16 protein-coding genes are annotated in these 17483 nt (G+C 58.6%); 4 read left to right on the top strand and 12 right to left on the bottom strand.

Annotated elements, in window-relative coordinates; translation table 11 throughout:
* Positions 1 to 91: 91 nt before the first annotated feature.
* The 3 genes from K1567_RS17475 to K1567_RS17465 form a co-directional block, all read right to left on the bottom strand.
* Positions 92 to 1186: a polyamine ABC transporter substrate-binding protein gene (locus K1567_RS17475; RefSeq protein ID WP_034101766.1), complete on the bottom strand. Its 1095-nt coding sequence runs from the start codon at positions 1184 to 1186 to the stop codon at positions 92 to 94.
* Positions 1187 to 1369: 183 nt separating this feature from the next.
* Positions 1370 to 2734 (bottom strand): aspartate aminotransferase family protein, encoded by a 1365-nt coding sequence (locus tag K1567_RS17470; protein ID WP_034101357.1) that lies wholly within the window; start codon positions 2732 to 2734, stop codon positions 1370 to 1372.
* 58 nt (positions 2735 to 2792) lie between these two features.
* Positions 2793 to 4151 carry a glutamine synthetase family protein gene (locus K1567_RS17465; protein WP_034101358.1) on the bottom strand — a complete coding sequence of 453 codons (1359 nt, stop codon included), beginning with the start codon at positions 4149 to 4151 and terminating at the stop codon, positions 2793 to 2795.
* Positions 4152 to 4759: 608 nt separating this feature from the next.
* Here K1567_RS17465 and K1567_RS17460 point away from each other — a divergent pair.
* The 4 genes from K1567_RS17460 to K1567_RS17450 all read left to right on the top strand — a co-directional run bounded on the left by K1567_RS17460 (position 4760) and on the right by K1567_RS17450 (position 8234).
* Complete coding sequence (locus K1567_RS17460; RefSeq protein ID WP_034101359.1) at positions 4760 to 6136, top strand: glutamine synthetase family protein; 1377 nt, start codon at positions 4760 to 4762, stop codon at positions 6134 to 6136.
* 223 nt (positions 6137 to 6359) lie between these two features.
* Positions 6360 to 6989 carry a TetR/AcrR family transcriptional regulator gene (locus K1567_RS17455; RefSeq protein ID WP_034101360.1) on the top strand — a complete coding sequence of 210 codons (630 nt, stop codon included), beginning with the start codon at positions 6360 to 6362 and terminating at the stop codon, positions 6987 to 6989.
* A gap of 109 nt (positions 6990 to 7098) precedes the next feature.
* Complete coding sequence (locus K1567_RS28040) at positions 7099 to 7401, top strand: transposase (protein WP_040267329.1); 303 nt, start codon at positions 7099 to 7101, stop codon at positions 7399 to 7401.
* Complete coding sequence (locus K1567_RS17450) at positions 7398 to 8234, top strand: IS3 family transposase (RefSeq protein WP_405046002.1); 837 nt, start codon at positions 7398 to 7400, stop codon at positions 8232 to 8234. The genes K1567_RS28040 and K1567_RS17450 overlap by 4 nt, the downstream gene beginning before the upstream one ends.
* Positions 8235 to 8350: 116 nt before the next feature.
* On the opposite strand, the gene K1567_RS17445 is transcribed toward K1567_RS17450, so the two are convergent.
* The 9 genes from K1567_RS17445 to argA form a co-directional block, all read right to left on the bottom strand.
* Complete coding sequence (locus tag K1567_RS17445; protein ID WP_003176783.1) at positions 8351 to 8566, bottom strand: molybdopterin-binding protein; 216 nt, start codon at positions 8564 to 8566, stop codon at positions 8351 to 8353.
* A gap of 29 nt (positions 8567 to 8595) precedes the next feature.
* Positions 8596 to 9402, bottom strand: a complete 807-nt coding sequence (ssuB, locus tag K1567_RS17440) for an aliphatic sulfonates ABC transporter ATP-binding protein (protein WP_034101361.1) — start codon at positions 9400 to 9402, stop codon at positions 8596 to 8598.
* Positions 9399 to 10187, bottom strand: a complete 789-nt coding sequence (gene ssuC, locus K1567_RS17435) for an aliphatic sulfonate ABC transporter permease SsuC (protein ID WP_220698680.1) — start codon at positions 10185 to 10187, stop codon at positions 9399 to 9401. Before ssuC ends, ssuB begins: the two co-directional genes overlap by 4 nt.
* A gap of 9 nt (positions 10188 to 10196) precedes the next feature.
* Complete coding sequence (gene ssuD / locus K1567_RS17430) at positions 10197 to 11345, bottom strand: FMNH2-dependent alkanesulfonate monooxygenase (protein WP_034101363.1); 1149 nt, start codon at positions 11343 to 11345, stop codon at positions 10197 to 10199.
* A 25-nt stretch (positions 11346 to 11370) separates the two neighbouring features.
* The gene (locus tag K1567_RS17425) at positions 11371 to 12339 is read right to left on the bottom strand and encodes a sulfonate ABC transporter substrate-binding protein (protein ID WP_034101364.1); all 969 of its coding nucleotides are present in this window, start codon (positions 12337 to 12339) and stop codon (positions 11371 to 11373) included.
* 103 nt (positions 12340 to 12442) lie between these two features.
* On the bottom strand, positions 12443 to 13036 hold the full coding sequence (ssuE, locus tag K1567_RS17420; RefSeq protein ID WP_034101365.1) for an NADPH-dependent FMN reductase: 594 nt from the start codon (positions 13034 to 13036) through the stop codon (positions 12443 to 12445).
* Positions 13037 to 13291: 255 nt separating this feature from the next.
* Entirely contained in the window at positions 13292 to 13930 is a 639-nt protein-coding gene (locus K1567_RS17415) for a peroxiredoxin (RefSeq protein WP_034115410.1), read from the bottom strand.
* 269 nt (positions 13931 to 14199) lie between these two features.
* Entirely contained in the window at positions 14200 to 15525 is a 1326-nt protein-coding gene (locus tag K1567_RS17410; protein ID WP_034115411.1) for an OprD family outer membrane porin, read from the bottom strand.
* Positions 15526 to 16177: 652 nt separating this feature from the next.
* Positions 16178 to 17479, bottom strand: coding sequence for an amino-acid N-acetyltransferase (gene argA, locus K1567_RS17405; RefSeq protein WP_034101368.1), 1302 nt, complete (start codon positions 17477 to 17479; stop codon positions 16178 to 16180).
* Between the last annotated feature and the right edge of the window lie 4 nt (positions 17480 to 17483).

Below are 17483 nucleotides of genomic sequence, written 5' to 3'. Positions count from 1 at the left end.
CAACTTACCCTCGATAAACCGATCCGGCAAAACTTTCTGTCATTTAATTAATGTGTGGGAGAGAGTTTCCCCCTCCCACAGGTTTCAAGGCTTACTTGCCTGATTTGATCTTGGTCCAGCTGCGTGTCATTTCACGCTGGGTCGCGGCTGGCAGGTCAGCAATGGCGTAGAGCTTGGCTTGCACATCCGCCGATGGGTAGATGCCTGGGTCGCTGGTGATGTCCTTGTCGACCAGGGCGGTAGCCTTCTCGTTACCGTTCGGGAAACGCACGCTGTTGGTGATCGACGCCATGACTTCCGGCTTGAGCAGGTAGTTCATGAACTTGTAGGCCGCGTCGACATTTTCGGCATCCTTAGGAATGGCGACCATGTCGTAGAAACTGCCGGCGCCTTCTTTCGGAATGTCGTACGCCACTTTGACCTTGCCACCGGCTTCAGCCGCGCGGGACTTGGCCTGCTGGATGTCACCCGAATAACCCACGGCTACGCAGATGTTGCCGTTGGCCAGGTCGGAGATGTACTTGGAGGAGTGGAAGTAACCGATCGAAGGACGGATCTTCAGGAACAGTTCTTCGGCTTTCTTCAGGTCATCTTTCTTCTGGGTGTCGGTCGGCAGGCCCAGGTAATGCAGGGCAATCGGCAACATTTCAGTCGGCGAATCAAGGAAGCTCACGCCGCAGCTTTTGAGCTTGGCGATGTTTTCAGGCTTGAGCAGCGTGTCCCACGAGTCGATCTTGTCCACGCCCAGCGCAGCCTTGACCTTCTCCGGGTTGTAGCCAATGCCGATCGAGCCCCACATGTACGGGAAGGCGTGCTTGTTGTCAGGGTCGCTGACCGACACGGCTTTGAGCAGGGATTTGTTCAGGTTGTCGTAGTTGGACAGCTTGGACTTGTCCAGCTCCTGATAAACGCCGGCCTTGATCTGCTTGGCCAGAAAGTTGTTCGACGGTACGACGATGTCATACCCAGACTTGCCGGCCAGCAATTTGGCCTCCAGGGTCTCGTTGCTGTCGAACACGTCGTACACCACTTTGATGCCCGACTCTTTTTCAAAGTTGGCGATGGTGTCCGGTGCGATGTAGTCGGACCAGTTGTAGACGTGCAGCACTTTATCGTCTGCCTGGGCCGCGCCTGCCATTGCGCCCATCAGGGACAAGGCGAGGAGGGTCTTGCCCGCGTTCTTCAAACCTAATGCCTTCATTTGGTGATGCTCCAATTTTTTCTTTTTTGGGCCACAAGCTATGTATGTTCCGCAGCCCAGCCAATGGGCAACAAAACAGGGCGACAGTCTGGCAAGTTCAGGGGCCGGCTTTCAACCAAAGCCCCCACATTTATAACCACTCGGTGCGCTGAGCACTGAGCCTAGCACTTAGCCTTGCAATGCCGCCAAAGTCAGGTCCAGGCACTGACGAGCCTTGGTCACCAGCTCGTCGATTTCCGTCTTGCTGATCACCAGCGGCGGCGAAATGATCATGGTGTCGCCCACGGCGCGCATGATCAGGCCATTCTCGAAGCAGAACGTGCGGCAAATCATGCCCACGCCCTTGCCTTCGTAACGCTTGCGCGTGGCCTTGTCCTGCACCAGTTCAATCGCACCGAGCATGCCGACGCCACGCACTTCACCCACCAGAGGGTGATCCGCCAGCTCCCTCAGACGTTTCTGCAAATAGGGTGCCGTTTCGTCATGTACACGCTTAACAATCTGTTCATCGCGCATGATGCGGATGTTTTCCAGTGCGACTGCCGCCGCTACCGGATGACCGGAGTAGGTGAAGCCATGGTTGAAATCGCCGCCTTCGTTAAGCACGGCCACCACGTCATCGCGCACGATCAGGCCGCCCATGGGGATGTAACCCGAGGTCAGGCCCTTGGCGATGGTCATCATGTGCGGCTTGAGGCCATAGAAATCGCTACCGAACCACTCACCGGTACGGCCGAAACCGCAGATCACTTCGTCAGCGACAAACAGAATGTCGTACTTGGCGAGGATTTCCTTGATGCGTGGCCAGTAAGTCTCAGGCGGTACGATCACGCCGCCGGCACCCTGAATCGGCTCGGCAATAAAGGCACCGACATTGTCCACGCCCAGTTCCAGGATCTTCTCTTCAAGCTGGTTGGCAGCCCACACGCCGAACTCTTCGGGGCTCATATCGCCGCCTTCGCCGAACCAATACGGCTGGGCGATATGGACGATGCCCGGAATCGGCAAATCGCCCTGCTCGTGCATATAAGTCATGCCGCCCAGGCTGGCGCCGGCCACGGTGGAGCCGTGGTAGCCATTCTTGCGGCTGATGATGGTTTTCTTGTTCGGCTGGCCTTTGATCGCCCAGTAGTGGCGGACCATGCGCAACATGGTGTCGTTGCCTTCGGAGCCGGAACCAGTGAAGAACACGTGGTTCATGCCGGCTGGGGCGATGTCGGAAATGGCCTTGGCCAGTTCCAGCACCGGCGGGTGAGCGGTCTGGAAGAACAGGTTGTAGTACGGCAGTTCTTTCATTTGCTTGGCGGCGGCGTCGGCCAGTTCATCGCGACCGTAACCGATCGCCACGCACCACAGGCCGGCCATGCCGTCGAGGATCTTGTTGCCTTCGCTGTCCCACAGGTACACGCCGTGGGCTTTGGTGATGATTCGTGGGCCTTTCTCTTTCAATTGCTTGAAATCGCTGAACGGCGCTAGGTGGTGATCACTGCTCAAGGCTTGCCATTCACGGGTTTGTGGGTTGTTGCTGGACATACCGATCTCCTAGACTTTTCAGTGAAGGGCGCGCCGTTCAAAGGGCGCGCCCGGCGCATCAGACGGCAAAGAGCAGGAATTCCCGCTCCCACGAACTGATGACGCGCTTGAAGTTTTCATGCTCGGCCCGCTTGACCGCGACGTAGCCTGTGATGAATTTGTGCCCCAGGTATTTCTCGATGGTCTTGCTGTTTTCCATACGCTCCAGGGCATCTTCAATGGTCAGCGGCAAGCGCAGATTGCGTCGCTCGTAACCACGACCCACCACCGGCGCGCTCGGGTTATGGCCTTCGACCATGCCGATAAAACCGCACAGCAGGCTGGCGGCAATCGCCAGATACGGGTTGGCATCGGCGCCCGGCAGGCGGTTTTCCACGCGGCGGTTCTGCGGGCCGGCATCCGGTACGCGCAGGCCCACGGTGCGGTTTTCTTCGCCCCACTCCACGTTCACCGGCGCCGAGGTATCCGGCAGGAAGCGGCGGAACGAGTTCACATTGGGCGCAAACAACGGCAGCAATTCAGGGATGAATTTCTGCAGGCCGCCGATGTGGTTGAGGAACAGCTCACTCATGGTCCCGTCCTCATTGGAGAAGACGTTCTTGCCGGTGGCGATGTCGATGATGCTCTGGTGCAGGTGCATAGCGCTGCCGGGCTCGCCGGTCATGGGCTTGGCCATGAAAGTGGCAGCCACATCGTGCTTGAGCGCGGCTTCACGCATGGTGCGTTTGAACACCAGAATCTGGTCGGCCAGGGATAGCGCATCGCCGTGACGGAAGTTGATTTCCATCTGCGCAGTGCCGTCTTCGTGGATCAGGGTATCGAGGTCCAGTTCCTGTAGCTCGCACCAGTCGTAGACGTCTTCGAACAGTGGGTCGAATTCGTTGGCCGCTTCTATAGAGAAGGACTGCCGACCAGTTTCCGGGCGACCGGAACGCCCAATCGGCGGTTGCAGTGGGAAGTCCGGGTCTTCGCAGCGTTTGGTCAGATAGAACTCCATCTCCGGCGCCACGATGGGCTGCCAGCCTTTATCGGCGTAGAGCTTGAGGACTTTCTTGAGCACGTTGCGCGGCGACAGCTCGATGGGGTTGCCTTGCTTGTCGTAGGTGTCGTGGATCACCTGTGCGGTGGGCTCGATGGCCCAGGGCACCAGGAACACCGCGTTCTGGTCGGGGCGGCAGATCATGTCGATGTCGGCCGGGTCGAGCAATTCGTAATAAATGTCGTCTTCGACATAGTCGCCGGTCACGGTCTGCAACAGAACGCTCTCGGGCAGGCGCATACCTTTTTCGGCGATGAACTTGTTGGTCGGCGAAATCTTGCCTCGGGTGATACCGGTGAGGTCGCCAATCATGCATTCGACTTCTGTGATCTTGTGGTCTTTCAACCAATCGGTGAGCTGGTCGAGGTTGTTACTCATAAATGCCTCTGGGCTGGGTTTCCTGGCATCCATTAAAGGCCAGGCGTTGGTTGACGCAGCATCCGCGTCGTTTCTTCACTCAGGGTAGGAGCTTACCTGCCATTTGGGGTGGTAATGCATTCCTCACGCCAAAGTCGTGCAGAATCATGAGCGGCACCCGGGGTCGGCGCCCTTCAGAGGCGAAGGCGCGGTGAGTGAAGGGGCAGGAAAAAGGTCGCCCGAGGCGTCAAGAATATTGGCCGGGGCATGGGTATTCACGCAGGATGGGTGAACGGATGACAAAGCCCGTGTGAAGCAGGCCGAGACGCCGATTAGCGGCAGGCGAGACATGAAGCACCCCGGTATTATTGCTGTTATGGGTTTGAATCGAGCTTAGCCTTGTTCATTTTTTTACACAACACCCCCGTAAAAAATACAACACGGCCCGCTCAAGGCTGCGGTGCCCAAGCCGTTCAAAGCGGAAAAAACGCCCCGAAAAGCCCCAAAAAAGCCGTCACGGCGCTTTTTTAGGGCAAAAAAGGCCTCGCTTGACTTCGGCATGCCGTTCGGGTTGACTGAAACCAGAAAAGATCAATGATTGATATTTTTAACAACAAAGGTGTTGCATCATGTCGGTACCCCCGCGTGCCGTTCAGCTTAACGAAGCGAACGCGTTCCTTAAGGATCATCCTGAGGTTCTGTACGTAGACCTTCTAATTGCGGATATGAATGGTGTGGTGCGCGGCAAGCGCATCGAACGCACCAGCCTCCACAAGGTTTACGAGAAGGGCATTAACCTGCCTGCCTCTTTATTTGCCCTGGATATCAACGGCTCGACGGTGGAAAGCACCGGCCTGGGTCTGGACATCGGCGATGCTGACCGAATCTGTTATCCAATCCCCGACACCCTGTGCAATGAACCTTGGCAAAAGCGCCCTACCGCGCAGCTGCTAATGACCATGCACGAACTGGAAGGTGAACCTTTCTTCGCCGATCCGCGCGAAGTCCTGCGCCAGGTTGTAAGCAAATTCGACGACCTCGGTTTGACCATCTGCGCCGCCTTCGAGCTTGAGTTCTACCTGATCGACCAGGAGAACGTGAACGGCCGCCCACAACCGCCCCGCTCGCCGATCTCCGGCAAACGCCCGCACTCGACACAGGTCTACCTGATCGACGACCTCGACGAATACGTCGACTGCCTCCAGGACATTCTGGAAGGTGCCAAAGAGCAAGGCATCCCGGCCGACGCCATCGTCAAGGAAAGTGCCCCGGCGCAGTTCGAAGTGAACCTGCACCACGTGGCCGACCCAATCAAGGCCTGCGACTACGCCGTACTGCTCAAGCGCCTGATCAAGAACATCGCCTACGACCATGAGATGGACACCACCTTCATGGCCAAGCCTTACCCAGGCCAGGCAGGCAACGGTTTGCATGTACACATTTCGATCCTGGACAAGGACGGCAAGAACATCTTTGCCAGCGAGGATCCCGAGCAGAACGCCGCATTGCGTCACGCGATCGGCGGTGTGCTGGAGACCCTACCCGCCCAAATGGCGTTCCTGTGCCCTAACGTCAACTCCTACCGCCGTTTCGGCGCACAGTTCTACGTGCCGAACTCGCCGTGCTGGGGCCTGGACAACCGCACCGTGGCGATTCGCGTACCAACCGGCTCGGCCGATGCGGTGCGTATCGAACACCGCGTAGCGGGCGCCGACGCCAACCCTTACCTGCTGATGGCTTCGGTCCTGGCAGGCGTGCACCACGGTCTGACCAACAAGATCGAGCCTGGCGCTCCGGTGGAAGGCAACAGCTACGAGCAAAACGAGCAGAGCTTGCCGAACAACCTGCGCGATGCCCTGCGCGAGTTGGACGACAGCGAGGTGATGGCCAAGTACATCGATCCTAAGTACATCGATATCTTCGTCGCCTGTAAGGAAAGTGAGCTGGAAGAGTTCGAACACTCCATCTCCGACCTTGAATACAACTGGTACCTGCATACCGTGTAAGCGGTTGCCGCGATAAAAAAACGCCACAGGCTTTGGGTCTGTGGCGTTTTTTTTATGGGGCTGTTCTGAGAGACCGGGTCGGTCTTATCGGGGGCAAGCCCCCTCCCACACTTGGTATGTATTCACAGATCAAAAATGTGGGAGTGGGTTGCCCCCGATAGCTGCCTGGCAGACAACACAGATTCCTGCTCATACAATGCCCGCTGCCTTGTAGGAGACTTCCATGACCACCCGCCCCGCCGCCCCTCGCAAACCCCGCGCCCGCAGCCAGGCGCGGATCGATGCGATTCTCGATGCCGCCCGCACCCTGCTGGCCGCCGAAGGCGTGGCAAGTCTGTCGATCTACAGCGTGGCAGAACGCGCGCAGATTCCACCGTCGTCGGTTTATCACTTCTTCGCCAGCGTGCCGGCGCTGCTGGAGGCGTTGACCGCCGATGTGCATGGGGCCTTTCGTGCGGCGATTCAGGCGCCCATCGATCATGAACCCCTCAAGCAATGGCGCGATCTGTCCTGCATCGTCGAGCAACGCATGCTCACCATCTACGACCAGGATGCCGCCGCGCGCCAATTGATCCTGGCGCAGCATGGCCTCACCGAAGTAACCCAGGCCGACCGCCAACATGATCTGGAACTGGGCGACCTGATGTTCAAGGTTTTCAACCACCACTTCGAGGTGCCGACACTGCCCAGCGATGTGGATGTGTTCGCCCTGGCGCTGGAGCTGAGCGACCGCGTGTACGCGCGCTCGGTGCATCAGCATGGGCTGATCACGCCGCGCATGGCCGAGGAAGGCATGCGGGTGTTCGATGCGTATGTGGGGCTGTATCTACCGGCTTACCTGCCCAAGCGTTGAGCCTTGCGTTGACTGGGGCGATCCCATCGGGGGCAAGCTGAACTGGCCTAATGATTTTGGACACTTCAATCGGGCGCTATGATGGCGCCCAAATCTGAGGTGTTTGGATATGCGTAAATCTTATTCGAGTGAGTTCAAGCTCAAGGCTGCCAGCATGGTGCTGGACGAAGGCCAGCCGGTTACCGAGGTGTGTGCCAGTTTGGATATAGGCCCTACCGCCTTGCGTCGTTGGGTTGATCAGGTACGCAAAGAGCGTTTGGGCTCGACGCCGGTAGGCGCCAAGGCGATTACCGCCGACCAGCGAGAAATTCAGAGGCTCAAAGCCCTGCTCAGGGAGAAAGACCTGGACATCGAAATCCTAAAAAAGGCCAGTGCTCTCCTGCTTTTGGACGCCAAAGATCATTCACGCTGATCGATGAGCTGGACGAGCAGTACGGCGTTAATCGGTGTTGCCGGGCGTTCGGCGTCAACCGCAGCAGCTTTTACGCTTGGCGTCAGCGCCAAGGTAAGGCTAACCCTCAGCGAGAGCAGCTTAAAGCCGCGCTGGTCAAGCATCACAAGGCATCGCGAGCTTCTGCGGGAGCGAGGACTTTGGCGAAGGAGCTGCAAGAGAAAGGGCATCGCATCGGCCGGTACTTGGCTCGCAGTTTGATGCGCGAAGCGGGGATCGCCAGCCGCCAGCGCCGACGCCATAAGTACAAATCGTCCGGCGTAGAAGCTTTGGTGGCACCGCACGTGCTCAAGCGTGAGTTTGATGTCACGGCGGTCAATCAGGTGTGGTGTGGCGACGTGACGTACATCAAGGTCGGCAAGCGGTGGCTGTATTTCGCTGCGATTCTGGATTTGTTCGCCCGTCGGATCGTGGGCTGGTCGTTTTCGATGATTTCCGATGCCACGCTGACCTGCGAGGCTTTGCGGATGGCGGTTGAGCTCAGAGGTCGTCCTAAAGAGGTGCTGTTTCATTCAGACCAAGGCTGTCAGTACACCAGTCATAAGTTCAGGAATGAGCTGCTGGCGCATGGCCTGCGGCAAAGCATGAGCCGTAAAGGTGAATGCTGGGATAACGCTCCGATGGAGCGTTTCTTTGGAAGTTTGAAATCAGAGTGGGTGCCCGAGACGGGTTACGCATCAGAACATGAGGCCCGAGCAGACGTGCAGCGTTATGTCTCGCGCTACAACATCACCAGGCCCCACAGTTACAACGATTACCGGTCGCCGGTCGTCAGGGAGAGACTGGCGGCATGAACCTTAAATGGTGTCCAAGAATACTTGACCAGTTCAAGCCCCCTCCCACACTTTGACTTGTGAATACTTTCAAAAGGTAGGAGGGGGCTTGCCCCCGATGACGACCTCAAGCCAGTTCACAACTTGGCGATCGACACCTCGGTTGATTTCACAAAGGCAATCACTTCACTGCCAATGACCAGCTCCAGCTCTTTGACCGAGCGAGTGGTGATCACTGAGGTGACGATGCCGGAGGCGGTCTGCACGTCAATTTCCGACAACACGTCACCGACCACGATTTCCTTGATGGTGCCTTTGAACTGGTTACGCACGTTGATGGCTTTAATAGTCATGTCGTTCTCTCTTCATGGGGATAGGTGAGTTATTGCGCCCAACGCAATTGCGTCGGCAGCGGTGAAACAGGTTCGGGGTCGGGCGGTGTACCGGGTAGTGACAGCACGCGGTTGAGTACCTCGGCTTCCAGCGCGGCCAGGCGGTGGGAGCCACGGGCCCGTGGGCGGGGCAGGTCAACGATCAGGTCCAGACCGATTTCACCGTCTTCGATCAGGATCACCCGGTCGGCAATCGCCACGGCTTCGTTGACGTCATGGGTCACCAGCAGCACGGTAAAGCCATGCTGCTGCCAAAGGTTTTCGATCAGTTGCTGCATCTCGATGCGGGTCAGGGCATCCAGCGCGCCCAGCGGCTCATCGAGCAACAGTAGGCGCGGTTGGTGGATCAGCGCGCGAGCCAACGCCACGCGTTGCTTCTGGCCACCGGACAAGGCCGCCGGCCATTCATTGGCGCGCTCGGCCAGCCCCACCGCGTCCAAGGCTTGCAGTGCTTTGGCACGCCAGTCGCCTTTGAGGCCCAGGCCCACGTTGTCGATGATCTTTTTCCACGGCAGCAGACGCGCTTCCTGGAACATCAATCGCGTGTCTTCACGGGCCGCGCTCAGGGGTGCGGAACCGGCTAGCAGCTCTCCGCCGCTGGCGTCGTCCAACCCGGCCAGCAGGCGCAGCAAGGTACTTTTGCCGCAACCGCTGCGCCCCACCACGGCGACGAATTGCCCCGCCGGAATGTGCAGATCGATGCCCTTGAGCACTTCCCGCGTGCCGAAGGCTTTGCGCAACTTACGCACCGCCAGGGGAATCCCCTTGAGCAGGCGTGGAGGTTGTTGAGCGGTCATGCCGCACCTCCTTTATGCGTTTGGTACGCCGGATGCCAACGCAGCCACACCCGCTCCAGACCGCGCGCGGCCAGGTCCGCCAGTTTGCCGAAGATCGCGTACATCACGATCGCCAGCACCACCACGTCGGTTTGCAGGAATTCGCGGGCATTCATCGCCAGGTAACCAATACCGGAACTGGCCGAAATGGTTTCCGCCACGATCAGCGTCAACCACATAAAGCCCAGCGCAAAGCGCACGCCCACCAGGATCGACGGCAACGCGCCCGGCAGGATCACCTGCCAGAACAGGCTGAACCCGGACAACCCGTAACTGCGCGACATCTCCACCAGCGCCGGGTCGACGTTGCGAATGCCGTGGTAGGTATTCAGGTAGATCGGGAACAGCGTGCCGAGGGCCACCAGGAAAATCTTCGCCGTTTCGTCAATGCCGAACCACAGGATTACCAGCGGGATCAGCGCCAGGTGCGGCACGTTGCGAATCATCTGCACCGAGCTGTCGAGCAGGCGCTCGCCCCATGTCGACAGCCCGGTGATAAAGCCCAGAGCGAGGCCGATAGCGCCGCCGATCACAAAACCCAGGCCCGCGCGCCAGCCGCTGATGGCCAGGTGCGTCCAGATTTCACCGCTGCGCACCAGGTTAACCCCGGCCTCGATCACCGCGCTCGGCGCCGGCAGGATGCGCGTCGACAACCACCCCGCCGACACCGACACCTGCCACACCGCCAGCAACAGCAGCGGCAGCACCCAAGGCGCCACGCGATGGCTCACTTTTGCAAGGTTCATCGCGCCGCCTCAGCTCTGTGACGCCGCTTTGGGAAGAATATCGTTGGCGACCATTTCGCCGAACGGGCTCACGTATCCGGCGCTTTTCGGCAGTTCTGGACGCTCGACATCCAGGTGCGGAAACAGCAATTCGGCCACGCGGTACGACTCTTCCAGGTGCGGATAACCGGAGAAAATAAAGGTGTCGATGCCCAGCGCTGCGTATTCTTTTACGCGCTCGGCCACGGTTGCGCCGTCGCCTACCAACGCTGTACCCGCCCCGCCGCGAACCAGGCCGACGCCAGCCCACAGGTTGGGGCTGACTTCGAGGTTGTCGCGGTTGCCGCCGTGCAAGGCGGCCATGCGTTGCTGGCCCACCGAATCGAAGCGCGCCAGTGAGGCTTGGGCGCGGGCGATGGTGTCGTCGTCCAAGTGGGAGATCAGTTTGTCGGCAGCTTTCCAGGCTTCGTCATTGGTTTCGCGCACGATCACATGCAGACGAATGCCGAAGCGTACAGTGCGCCCGAGCTTGGCGGCCTTGGCCCGCACTTGTTCGATTTTCTCGGCCACGGCGGCCGGTGGTTCGCCCCAGGTCAGCACCATTTCCACCTGTTCGGCCGCCAGGTCCTGGGCCGCTTCGGAGGAGCCACCGAAGTACAGCGGCGGCCGTGGCTGCTGGATCGGCGGGTAGAGCAATTTGGCGCCTTTGACGCTGATGTGTTGGCCGTCGTAATCCACGGTTTCGCCTTCAAGTACGCGGCGCCAGATACGGGTGAACTCCACCGAGGCCTGGTAGCGCTCTTCGTGGCTTAGAAACAGGCCATCACCGGCCAGTTCTTCGGGGTCGCCACCGGTCACCAGATTGAACAACGCCCGCCCGCCGGACAAACGATCCAGGGTCGCGGCCTGGCGCGCGGCCACCGTCGGGGAAATGATCCCCGGGCGCAGTGCGACCAGGAACTTGAGACGTTGGGTCACCGGGATCAGAGAAGCGGCCACCAGCCACGAGTCTTCGCAGGAACGCCCGGTGGGGATCAGCACCCCGCCGAAGCCCAGGCGATCGGCAGCCTGGGCGACTTGTTGCAGGTAACCGTGGTCCACGGCGCGAGCGCCTTCGGCAGTGCCAAGGTAATGACCGTCGCCGTGGGTAGGCAGGAACCAGAAAATATTGAGGCTCATGGAGTTGTCTCCTGAAGAAGTCGGATTACGGCGCTTTAGCAACAGCGGCCGGAGGCGTCCAGATCACGTCCTTGATGCTCAAGGGCTTGGGGATCAATTTGAGTTGGTAAAAGCTGTCGGCGATTTTCTGTTGAGCGGCCACCACTTGCGGGGTCAGGAACAGCGCGCCGTAGCCCTGGCGTTTTACCGAGGTGAGGGTGATGTCAGCCGGCAGGCCGAGCAGCGGCGCGACTTGGTCGGTGACTTCCTGCGGGTTGGCTTTGGACCACTCGCCCACGGCACGCACCTCTTCCACCAACGCGGTGATCACGTCGGGGTGCTGTTCGGCGTAGGGTTTGGTTGCCAGGTAGAACTGATGGTTGTCGGCGATGCCAGTACCGTCACGCAGGGTACGTGCTTGCAGTTGTTGCTCGGCGGCGGCCTGGTAGGGGTCCCAGATCACCCACGCATCCACACTGCCCCGCTCGAACGCCGCACGGGCATCGGCAGGCGGCAGGAATACGGTCTGCACATCGCTGTATTTCAGGCCGGCGTCCTCCAAGGCGCGCACCAGCAGGTAATGCACGTTGGAGCCTTTGTTGAGCACGATTTTCTTGCCCTTGAGCTCGGCCACCGATTTGATCGGTGAGTCTTTGGGCACCAGGATCGCTTCGCTGGTCGGTGCCGGTGGCTCGTAGGCCACGTAGAGCAGATCGGCACCGGCCGCCTGGGCGAAGACCGGCGGGGTTTCGCCGGTCACGCCGAAGTCGATGGAGCCGACGTTCAGACCTTCAAGCAACTGCGGGCCGCCAGGAAACTCGGTCCACTGCACCTGCACGCCTTGGGCGGCCAGACGTTTTTCCAGGGTGCCCTTGGCCTTGAGCAGGACCAAGGTGCCGTATTTCTGATAACCGATCCGCAGGGTCTCGGCGGCGTGAGCTTGAACAATGGCGCCGAAGGACACAGCCGCAGCAAACAGTGCGACCAGACCACGACGCAAGATGACAGTGCGCATGGCGCTCTCTCCAAAAATGCGATGAGGGGTTTTGGCTGCACCTGCTTGGCCGTTGGCGGCTGAGTAAGGTGAGTGTTTCCAGGTTTCAGGTTTCAGGTACGGCTTAAATGCTCCAGCGAGCACTCAACAAACGTTCATTCAATACATGCGGATCAAGGGGTTTCGGGCGACGGGCCATGGCGCCGTAGAGCGTCTCCAGCGCCTCGTACAACCGCTGCTCCAGCACCGGCACCAGCTGCGCCTGGGCGCTGCCTTCGCCATAGGCGATCTGGCTGTCTTCGGCAAAAATGCCGTGGAGCAACTCCTGCGCCTTGAGCGCCGACAGCACTGGCTTCAACGCGTAATCCACCGCCAGCATGTGCGCGATGCTGCCGCCGGTAGCCATTGGCAGCACCACCTTATGAGCCAAGGCCCGCTCAGGCAGCAGATCGAGCACGGTTTTCAACGCGCCTGAGAACGAAGCCTTGTAAACCGGCGTGGCGATCACCAGGCCGTCGGCGTTGGCGACCTGCTCCAGCAGGTCGATGACCTTTGGGCTGTCGAACCGAGCGTGCAGCAAGTCTTCGGCCGGGAAGTCCCGTACCTGGTAACTCACTACTTCCACGCCTTTGTGTTGCAACCACTGACGGGTTTTTTCCAGCAAGACCCCGGAGCGGGAACGCTGGCTGGGACTGCCTCCGAGTGTTACGACCAACATGCAGGAATTCCTTGAGCAAGTGCCGGCGGTTCGCTGAAGTGGCGATGGCGCCAAGATGGAACAGACCTTATCAGCTGATTCATATATCTATAAATCTTATTTTTTCATTTGTTTATTCCTTAAAAACATATGCACTTTATCAATCGCCAGGCGAAAAAAAAGGCCGTGGAAACGGCCTGAAAACCCCTGCTTTGATTCAGTTACAGATGCGGTACATCGTCTGCGAGAGGAGGGCTTGCCCCCGAGGCGATAGCGTCAACGATTGGGCTGCGGGGTCAGCCGCAGGTACGGCTTCACTGCGCGATAGCCCTTTGGAAAGCGTTTCTTGATCTCGTCCTCGTCCTTGAGCGACGGCACGATCACCACTTCATCCCCGTCTTGCCAGTTGGCGGGCGTGGCGACCTTGTGGTTATCGGTCAATTGCAGCGAGTCGATCACCCGCAGGATTTCATGGAAGTTGCGCCCGGTGCTGGCCGGGTAGGTGATGGTCAGGCGAATCTTTTTGTTTGGGTCAATTACGAACAACGATCGCACGGTGAGGGTGTCGCTGGCATTGGGGTGGATCAGGTCGTAGAGATCAGAGACCTTGCGATCGGCATCGGCCAGGATTGGGAAGTTGACGGTGGTGTTCTGGGTTTCGTTGATGTCTTCGATCCACTTGTGGTGCGAGTCCACTGGGTCAACCGACAGCGCGATGGCTTTGACGCCGCGCTGGGCGAATTCGTCTTTGAGCTTGGCGGTGAAGCCCAGCTCGGTGGTGCATACCGGCGTGAAGTCGGCCGGGTGGGAAAACAACACTCCCCAGCTATCGCCCAACCACTCGTGGAAACGAATTTTGCCGGCGCTGGAATCCTGTTCGAAGTCGGGGGCGATATCGCCCAGTCTGAGGCTCATGGTGTGGCTCCTGATGAGTGCTTATGGAGCCCACTGTGCATGGGTTGTGGCTATTTTAAAAAGAATAAATATCGATTTATCTAGACGATAAAAGAATATTAAAAATCGTTCATTGGACGGCGAAACGGAGGCGGTGCATCATCAATTTCAAGGTTCGAGAAGGCCTTGAGACGCTGCACAAAGAGGGGTTCAGGAAGGGCTTACGGGGGTGAGCCCGACTTGAGTAAACGAAGAAACCTCGCAATATGCGAGGTTTCTTCCATACAACCTTACAAGAAGCTGTAGGTGTAGTTGAAGATCAGGCGAGTCTGATCCTGGTCTTGGATGCCGGTGCCGCTACCACGGTAAGCACCGTGACGCAGAGTGGTACCAAAGCCTTTGAGCACACCTTGTTGGATGGTGTAGTCGATACGCATATCGCGTTCCCACTCGGACTGATCACCACCACCGCCCACGGCTTTGATGTTGTCGCCATGCAGGTAGGCAATCGAGGTTTTCAGGCCTGGAACACCCAGTGCGGCGAAGTCATACGAGTATTGACCGAAAGTCGTGTTTTCACCCGCACGGACGAACGAGTTGATCATGCTGTCGGTGAACAGGTAGAAGCTCGAACCGCCAGCACCTTCGTTACGACCGCGACCATCCACGACACTGCCCTGGTTCAGCCAGACGAAACCGCCGTCATCGCTGACGCGCTGGTGGCCGACCATGAAGGCGTTGCCACCCAGGGAGTAGGTGAACATGGCGCTCCAGGTTTTGTTATCAACCTCGCCAGTGTTCTTCGCGTAGCCGCCGTTGTTGTTGAAACGGTAGCCAACGTCGCCGTTCTTGCCGTCGGAGCTGCTGTCGAAGTAACGCAGATCGGTCTTGAACGATTGACCTTCACTGATCGGGTATACGTGGACCAGGCCCAGGAAGTGCTGCTTGTAGTAGTCTTCCAGGTTGGCGTAGTAGTACTGCAGCGTCAGGTCTTTGGTGACCTTCCAGTCGGCACCGCCAAACATGAACTTGTTGCTTTCCTGGGTGCCGCCGTTAACGGCCAGCCCGGTGCTGTTGCTCGACGCACGGCCAGTAGCGTGCTCAAGTTGACCGGCGTTAAAGGTCACATTGTCGATTTCTTTGGAGGTAACAGTGCCGCCTTCAAAGGTTTGCGGCAGCAGACGACCGTCGCTCGCAATCAGGATCGGCAGGTTCGGTGCCAAAGCCCCACCCAGATGCGCTTCGGTCTTGGAGAAGCGGGCCTTGACGTTGGCACTTGCGCTGCTCCAGCTGCTCACCGCAGAACCGTCGGTGTCACTTGGCACGAAGGTGTTGCTGTTCGGGTGATGGCCTTTGCCGCCATCTAAGTGGAAACCGACCAATGCCTGAGCATCAATACCAAAACCAACCACGCCTTGAGTGAAGCCAGACAGGTAGTTGAACTTCAAGCCGGTGGCTGTTTCGCGCTGATCACTGCCGCCGTCACGTTGATCGTTATCGAAATACAGAGTGCGCGAGCTGACACTTGCCTTGCTATCTTCAATGAAACCAGCAGCGCCTGCTTGCTGAGCGATTGCGCCCAGGGCTACAGCCAATGCCAAGGTGGACTTCTTCATGTACCGCTCCTCTCGTTTCTAATTTTTGTAGTTCTTTGGTCTCGGGTCTGACGCCCTCGATCCACAGATGCGCGATTAGCGCCAGATAGTGACTACCAAGTCAATCGTAACCTAGTGTGTCTACTACTTTCGTCTAACCGCTGTTGATTTGGTCCCTGCAGGGTAATGAGTTTTTCATACACCCAAAAAGAATTGTTTCATTCTTTTTCATACTGTTTTGGAATAAGCCATTGCGTAGATCGGGTAGGTCAGAGTAGACGAACCTATCTGGATGGTAATTCCTAAAAAGTATTTTTTTTGGCGCTATTTAGATCAGTAAAAAGTAGACGTAATGCTGCATACGTCACTCACGATCAAAAAGGCGACGCCATGATGGCTAAACGCATATCCTCCCGTCAATTTGTTACAGTTTTTGTATCGCAACAGCTTCTTTTGATTACAGTGTCGTAGCAACCGAAGGGCCAGGGCAGCGTCTTCGCCACGCAATCTACGCCGTACAGCGCTTACGGTATCGGTCAAAATCAAGCTTTCTGAAGGGTTTGTGGCGCTTTACGACTGTCACGTTGTCGCACCCCAAGCGCTCGGCAAGTTCTGAAAAAGCCCACAAAAAAGTAGGCGCGAGCTGACTCGCACCTACAGTCTTACGCGGCGCTTAGAGGGCTTTTTCGAAAATCTTCGAATTGCGCTGGTAGTTGTACAGCGAGGCGCGCGCGGACGGCAGACGGTCCACGCTGCTTGGCACAAACCCACGCTCCCGGAACCAATGGGCAGTGCGGGTGGTGAGGACGAACAACGTTTTCAAGCCCTGAGCCCTGGCGCGGGTTTCGATGCGCTCAAGCAGCTCATCGCCGCGCCCGCCGTGGCGGTATTCGGGGTTCACCGCCAAGCACGCGAGTTCACCGGCATCCGAATCGGCGATCTGGTACAGCGCCGCGCAGGCGATGATCATGCCTTCGCGTTCGACCACGCTGAACTGCTCGATTTCGCGCTCCAGCACTTCCCGCGAGCGGCGCACCAAAATGCCCTGCTCTTCCAACGGGCTGATCAGGTCGAGCAGGCCACCGACGTCCTCAATCGCCGCCTCGCGCACCAACTCGAATTGCTCCTGAGCCACCAACGTACCGCCACCGTCGCGGGTGAACAGTTCGGTGAGCAGCGCGCCGTCTTCGGCATAGCTGACGATATGGCTGCGCCCTACCCCGCCCCGGCAAGCCTGGGCCGCTGCGTCGAGCAATTCGGCTTGGTAGTTGCTGCTGCCCAGGCGCTGCAAATGCGCCGGCACTTGCTGCGGACGCAACTCGCGCACCAAACGCCCATGTTCATCGATCAGGCCGAGATCGGCACCGAACAGCAGCAATTTATCGGCTCCCAAGTCGATCGCGGCGCGAGTAGCGACATCTTCGCAGGCCAGGTTGAAAATCTCTCCGGTGGGCGAGTAACCCAGGGGCGACAGCAAGACGATAGAGCGCTCGTCCAACAGGCGATTGATGCCCTTGCGGTCGACCCGGCGCACTTCGCCGGTGTGGTGGTAGTCCACGCCTTCGAGTACGCCGATGGGGCGTGCAGTTACCAGATTGCCGCTGGCCACCCGCAGGCGCGAGCCCTGCATGGGCGATGAGGCCATGTCCATCGACAGGCGCGCTTCGATGGCGATACGCAGATGGCCGACCGCATCGATCACGCACTCCAGGGTAGCGGCATCGGTGATGCGCATGCCTTCGTGGTAAGCCGGGGTGAGGCCGCGCGCTTCAAGGCGCGCTTCGATCTGTGGACGCGAACCGTGCACCAGCACCAGGCGCACGCCCAGACTGTGGAGCAGCACCAGGTCGTGGACGATATTGCCGAAGTTGGGATGGTCCACACCATCGCCCGGCAACATGACCACAAAGGTGCAGTCGCGGTGGGCATTGATGTAAGGGGAAGCATGACGAAGCCAATTGACGTATTCGGGCATAACA

Source organism: Pseudomonas sp. S5F11 (genome assembly GCF_019641515.1).
Lineage (GTDB): Bacteria > Pseudomonadota > Gammaproteobacteria > Pseudomonadales > Pseudomonadaceae > Aquipseudomonas > Aquipseudomonas rhodesiae.
The sequence above is the reverse complement of the archived record's forward strand: the minus strand, read 5'-3'. Positions and strand labels throughout refer to the sequence as shown.

What these genes read in the sequence shown, in the direction of transcription:
- K1567_RS28040 (WP_040267329.1), top strand. Translation starts at nt 7,099, where the DNA reads ATGCGTAAATCTTATTCGAGTGAGTTCAAGCTCAAGGCTGCCAGCATG.
- ssuB (WP_034101361.1), bottom strand. Translation starts at nt 9,402, where the DNA reads ATGACCGCTCAACAACCTCCACGCCTGCTCAAGGGGATTCCCCTGGCG.
- ssuE (WP_034101365.1), bottom strand. Translation starts at nt 13,036, where the DNA reads ATGTTGGTCGTAACACTCGGAGGCAGTCCCAGCCAGCGTTCCCGCTCC.
- K1567_RS17460 (WP_034101359.1), top strand. Translation starts at nt 4,760, where the DNA reads ATGTCGGTACCCCCGCGTGCCGTTCAGCTTAACGAAGCGAACGCGTTC.
- K1567_RS17445 (WP_003176783.1), bottom strand. Translation starts at nt 8,566, where the DNA reads ATGACTATTAAAGCCATCAACGTGCGTAACCAGTTCAAAGGCACCATC.
- ssuC (WP_220698680.1), bottom strand. Translation starts at nt 10,187, where the DNA reads ATGAACCTTGCAAAAGTGAGCCATCGCGTGGCGCCTTGGGTGCTGCCG.
- ssuD (WP_034101363.1), bottom strand. Translation starts at nt 11,345, where the DNA reads ATGAGCCTCAATATTTTCTGGTTCCTGCCTACCCACGGCGACGGTCAT.
- K1567_RS17455 (WP_034101360.1), top strand. Translation starts at nt 6,360, where the DNA reads ATGACCACCCGCCCCGCCGCCCCTCGCAAACCCCGCGCCCGCAGCCAG.
- K1567_RS17410 (WP_034115411.1), bottom strand. Translation starts at nt 15,525, where the DNA reads ATGAAGAAGTCCACCTTGGCATTGGCTGTAGCCCTGGGCGCAATCGCT.
- K1567_RS17470 (WP_034101357.1), bottom strand. Translation starts at nt 2,734, where the DNA reads ATGTCCAGCAACAACCCACAAACCCGTGAATGGCAAGCCTTGAGCAGT.
- K1567_RS17465 (WP_034101358.1), bottom strand. Translation starts at nt 4,151, where the DNA reads ATGAGTAACAACCTCGACCAGCTCACCGATTGGTTGAAAGACCACAAG.
- K1567_RS17415 (WP_034115410.1), bottom strand. Translation starts at nt 13,930, where the DNA reads ATGAGCCTCAGACTGGGCGATATCGCCCCCGACTTCGAACAGGATTCC.
- argA (WP_034101368.1), bottom strand. Translation starts at nt 17,479, where the DNA reads ATGCCCGAATACGTCAATTGGCTTCGTCATGCTTCCCCTTACATCAAT.
- K1567_RS17425 (WP_034101364.1), bottom strand. Translation starts at nt 12,339, where the DNA reads ATGCGCACTGTCATCTTGCGTCGTGGTCTGGTCGCACTGTTTGCTGCG.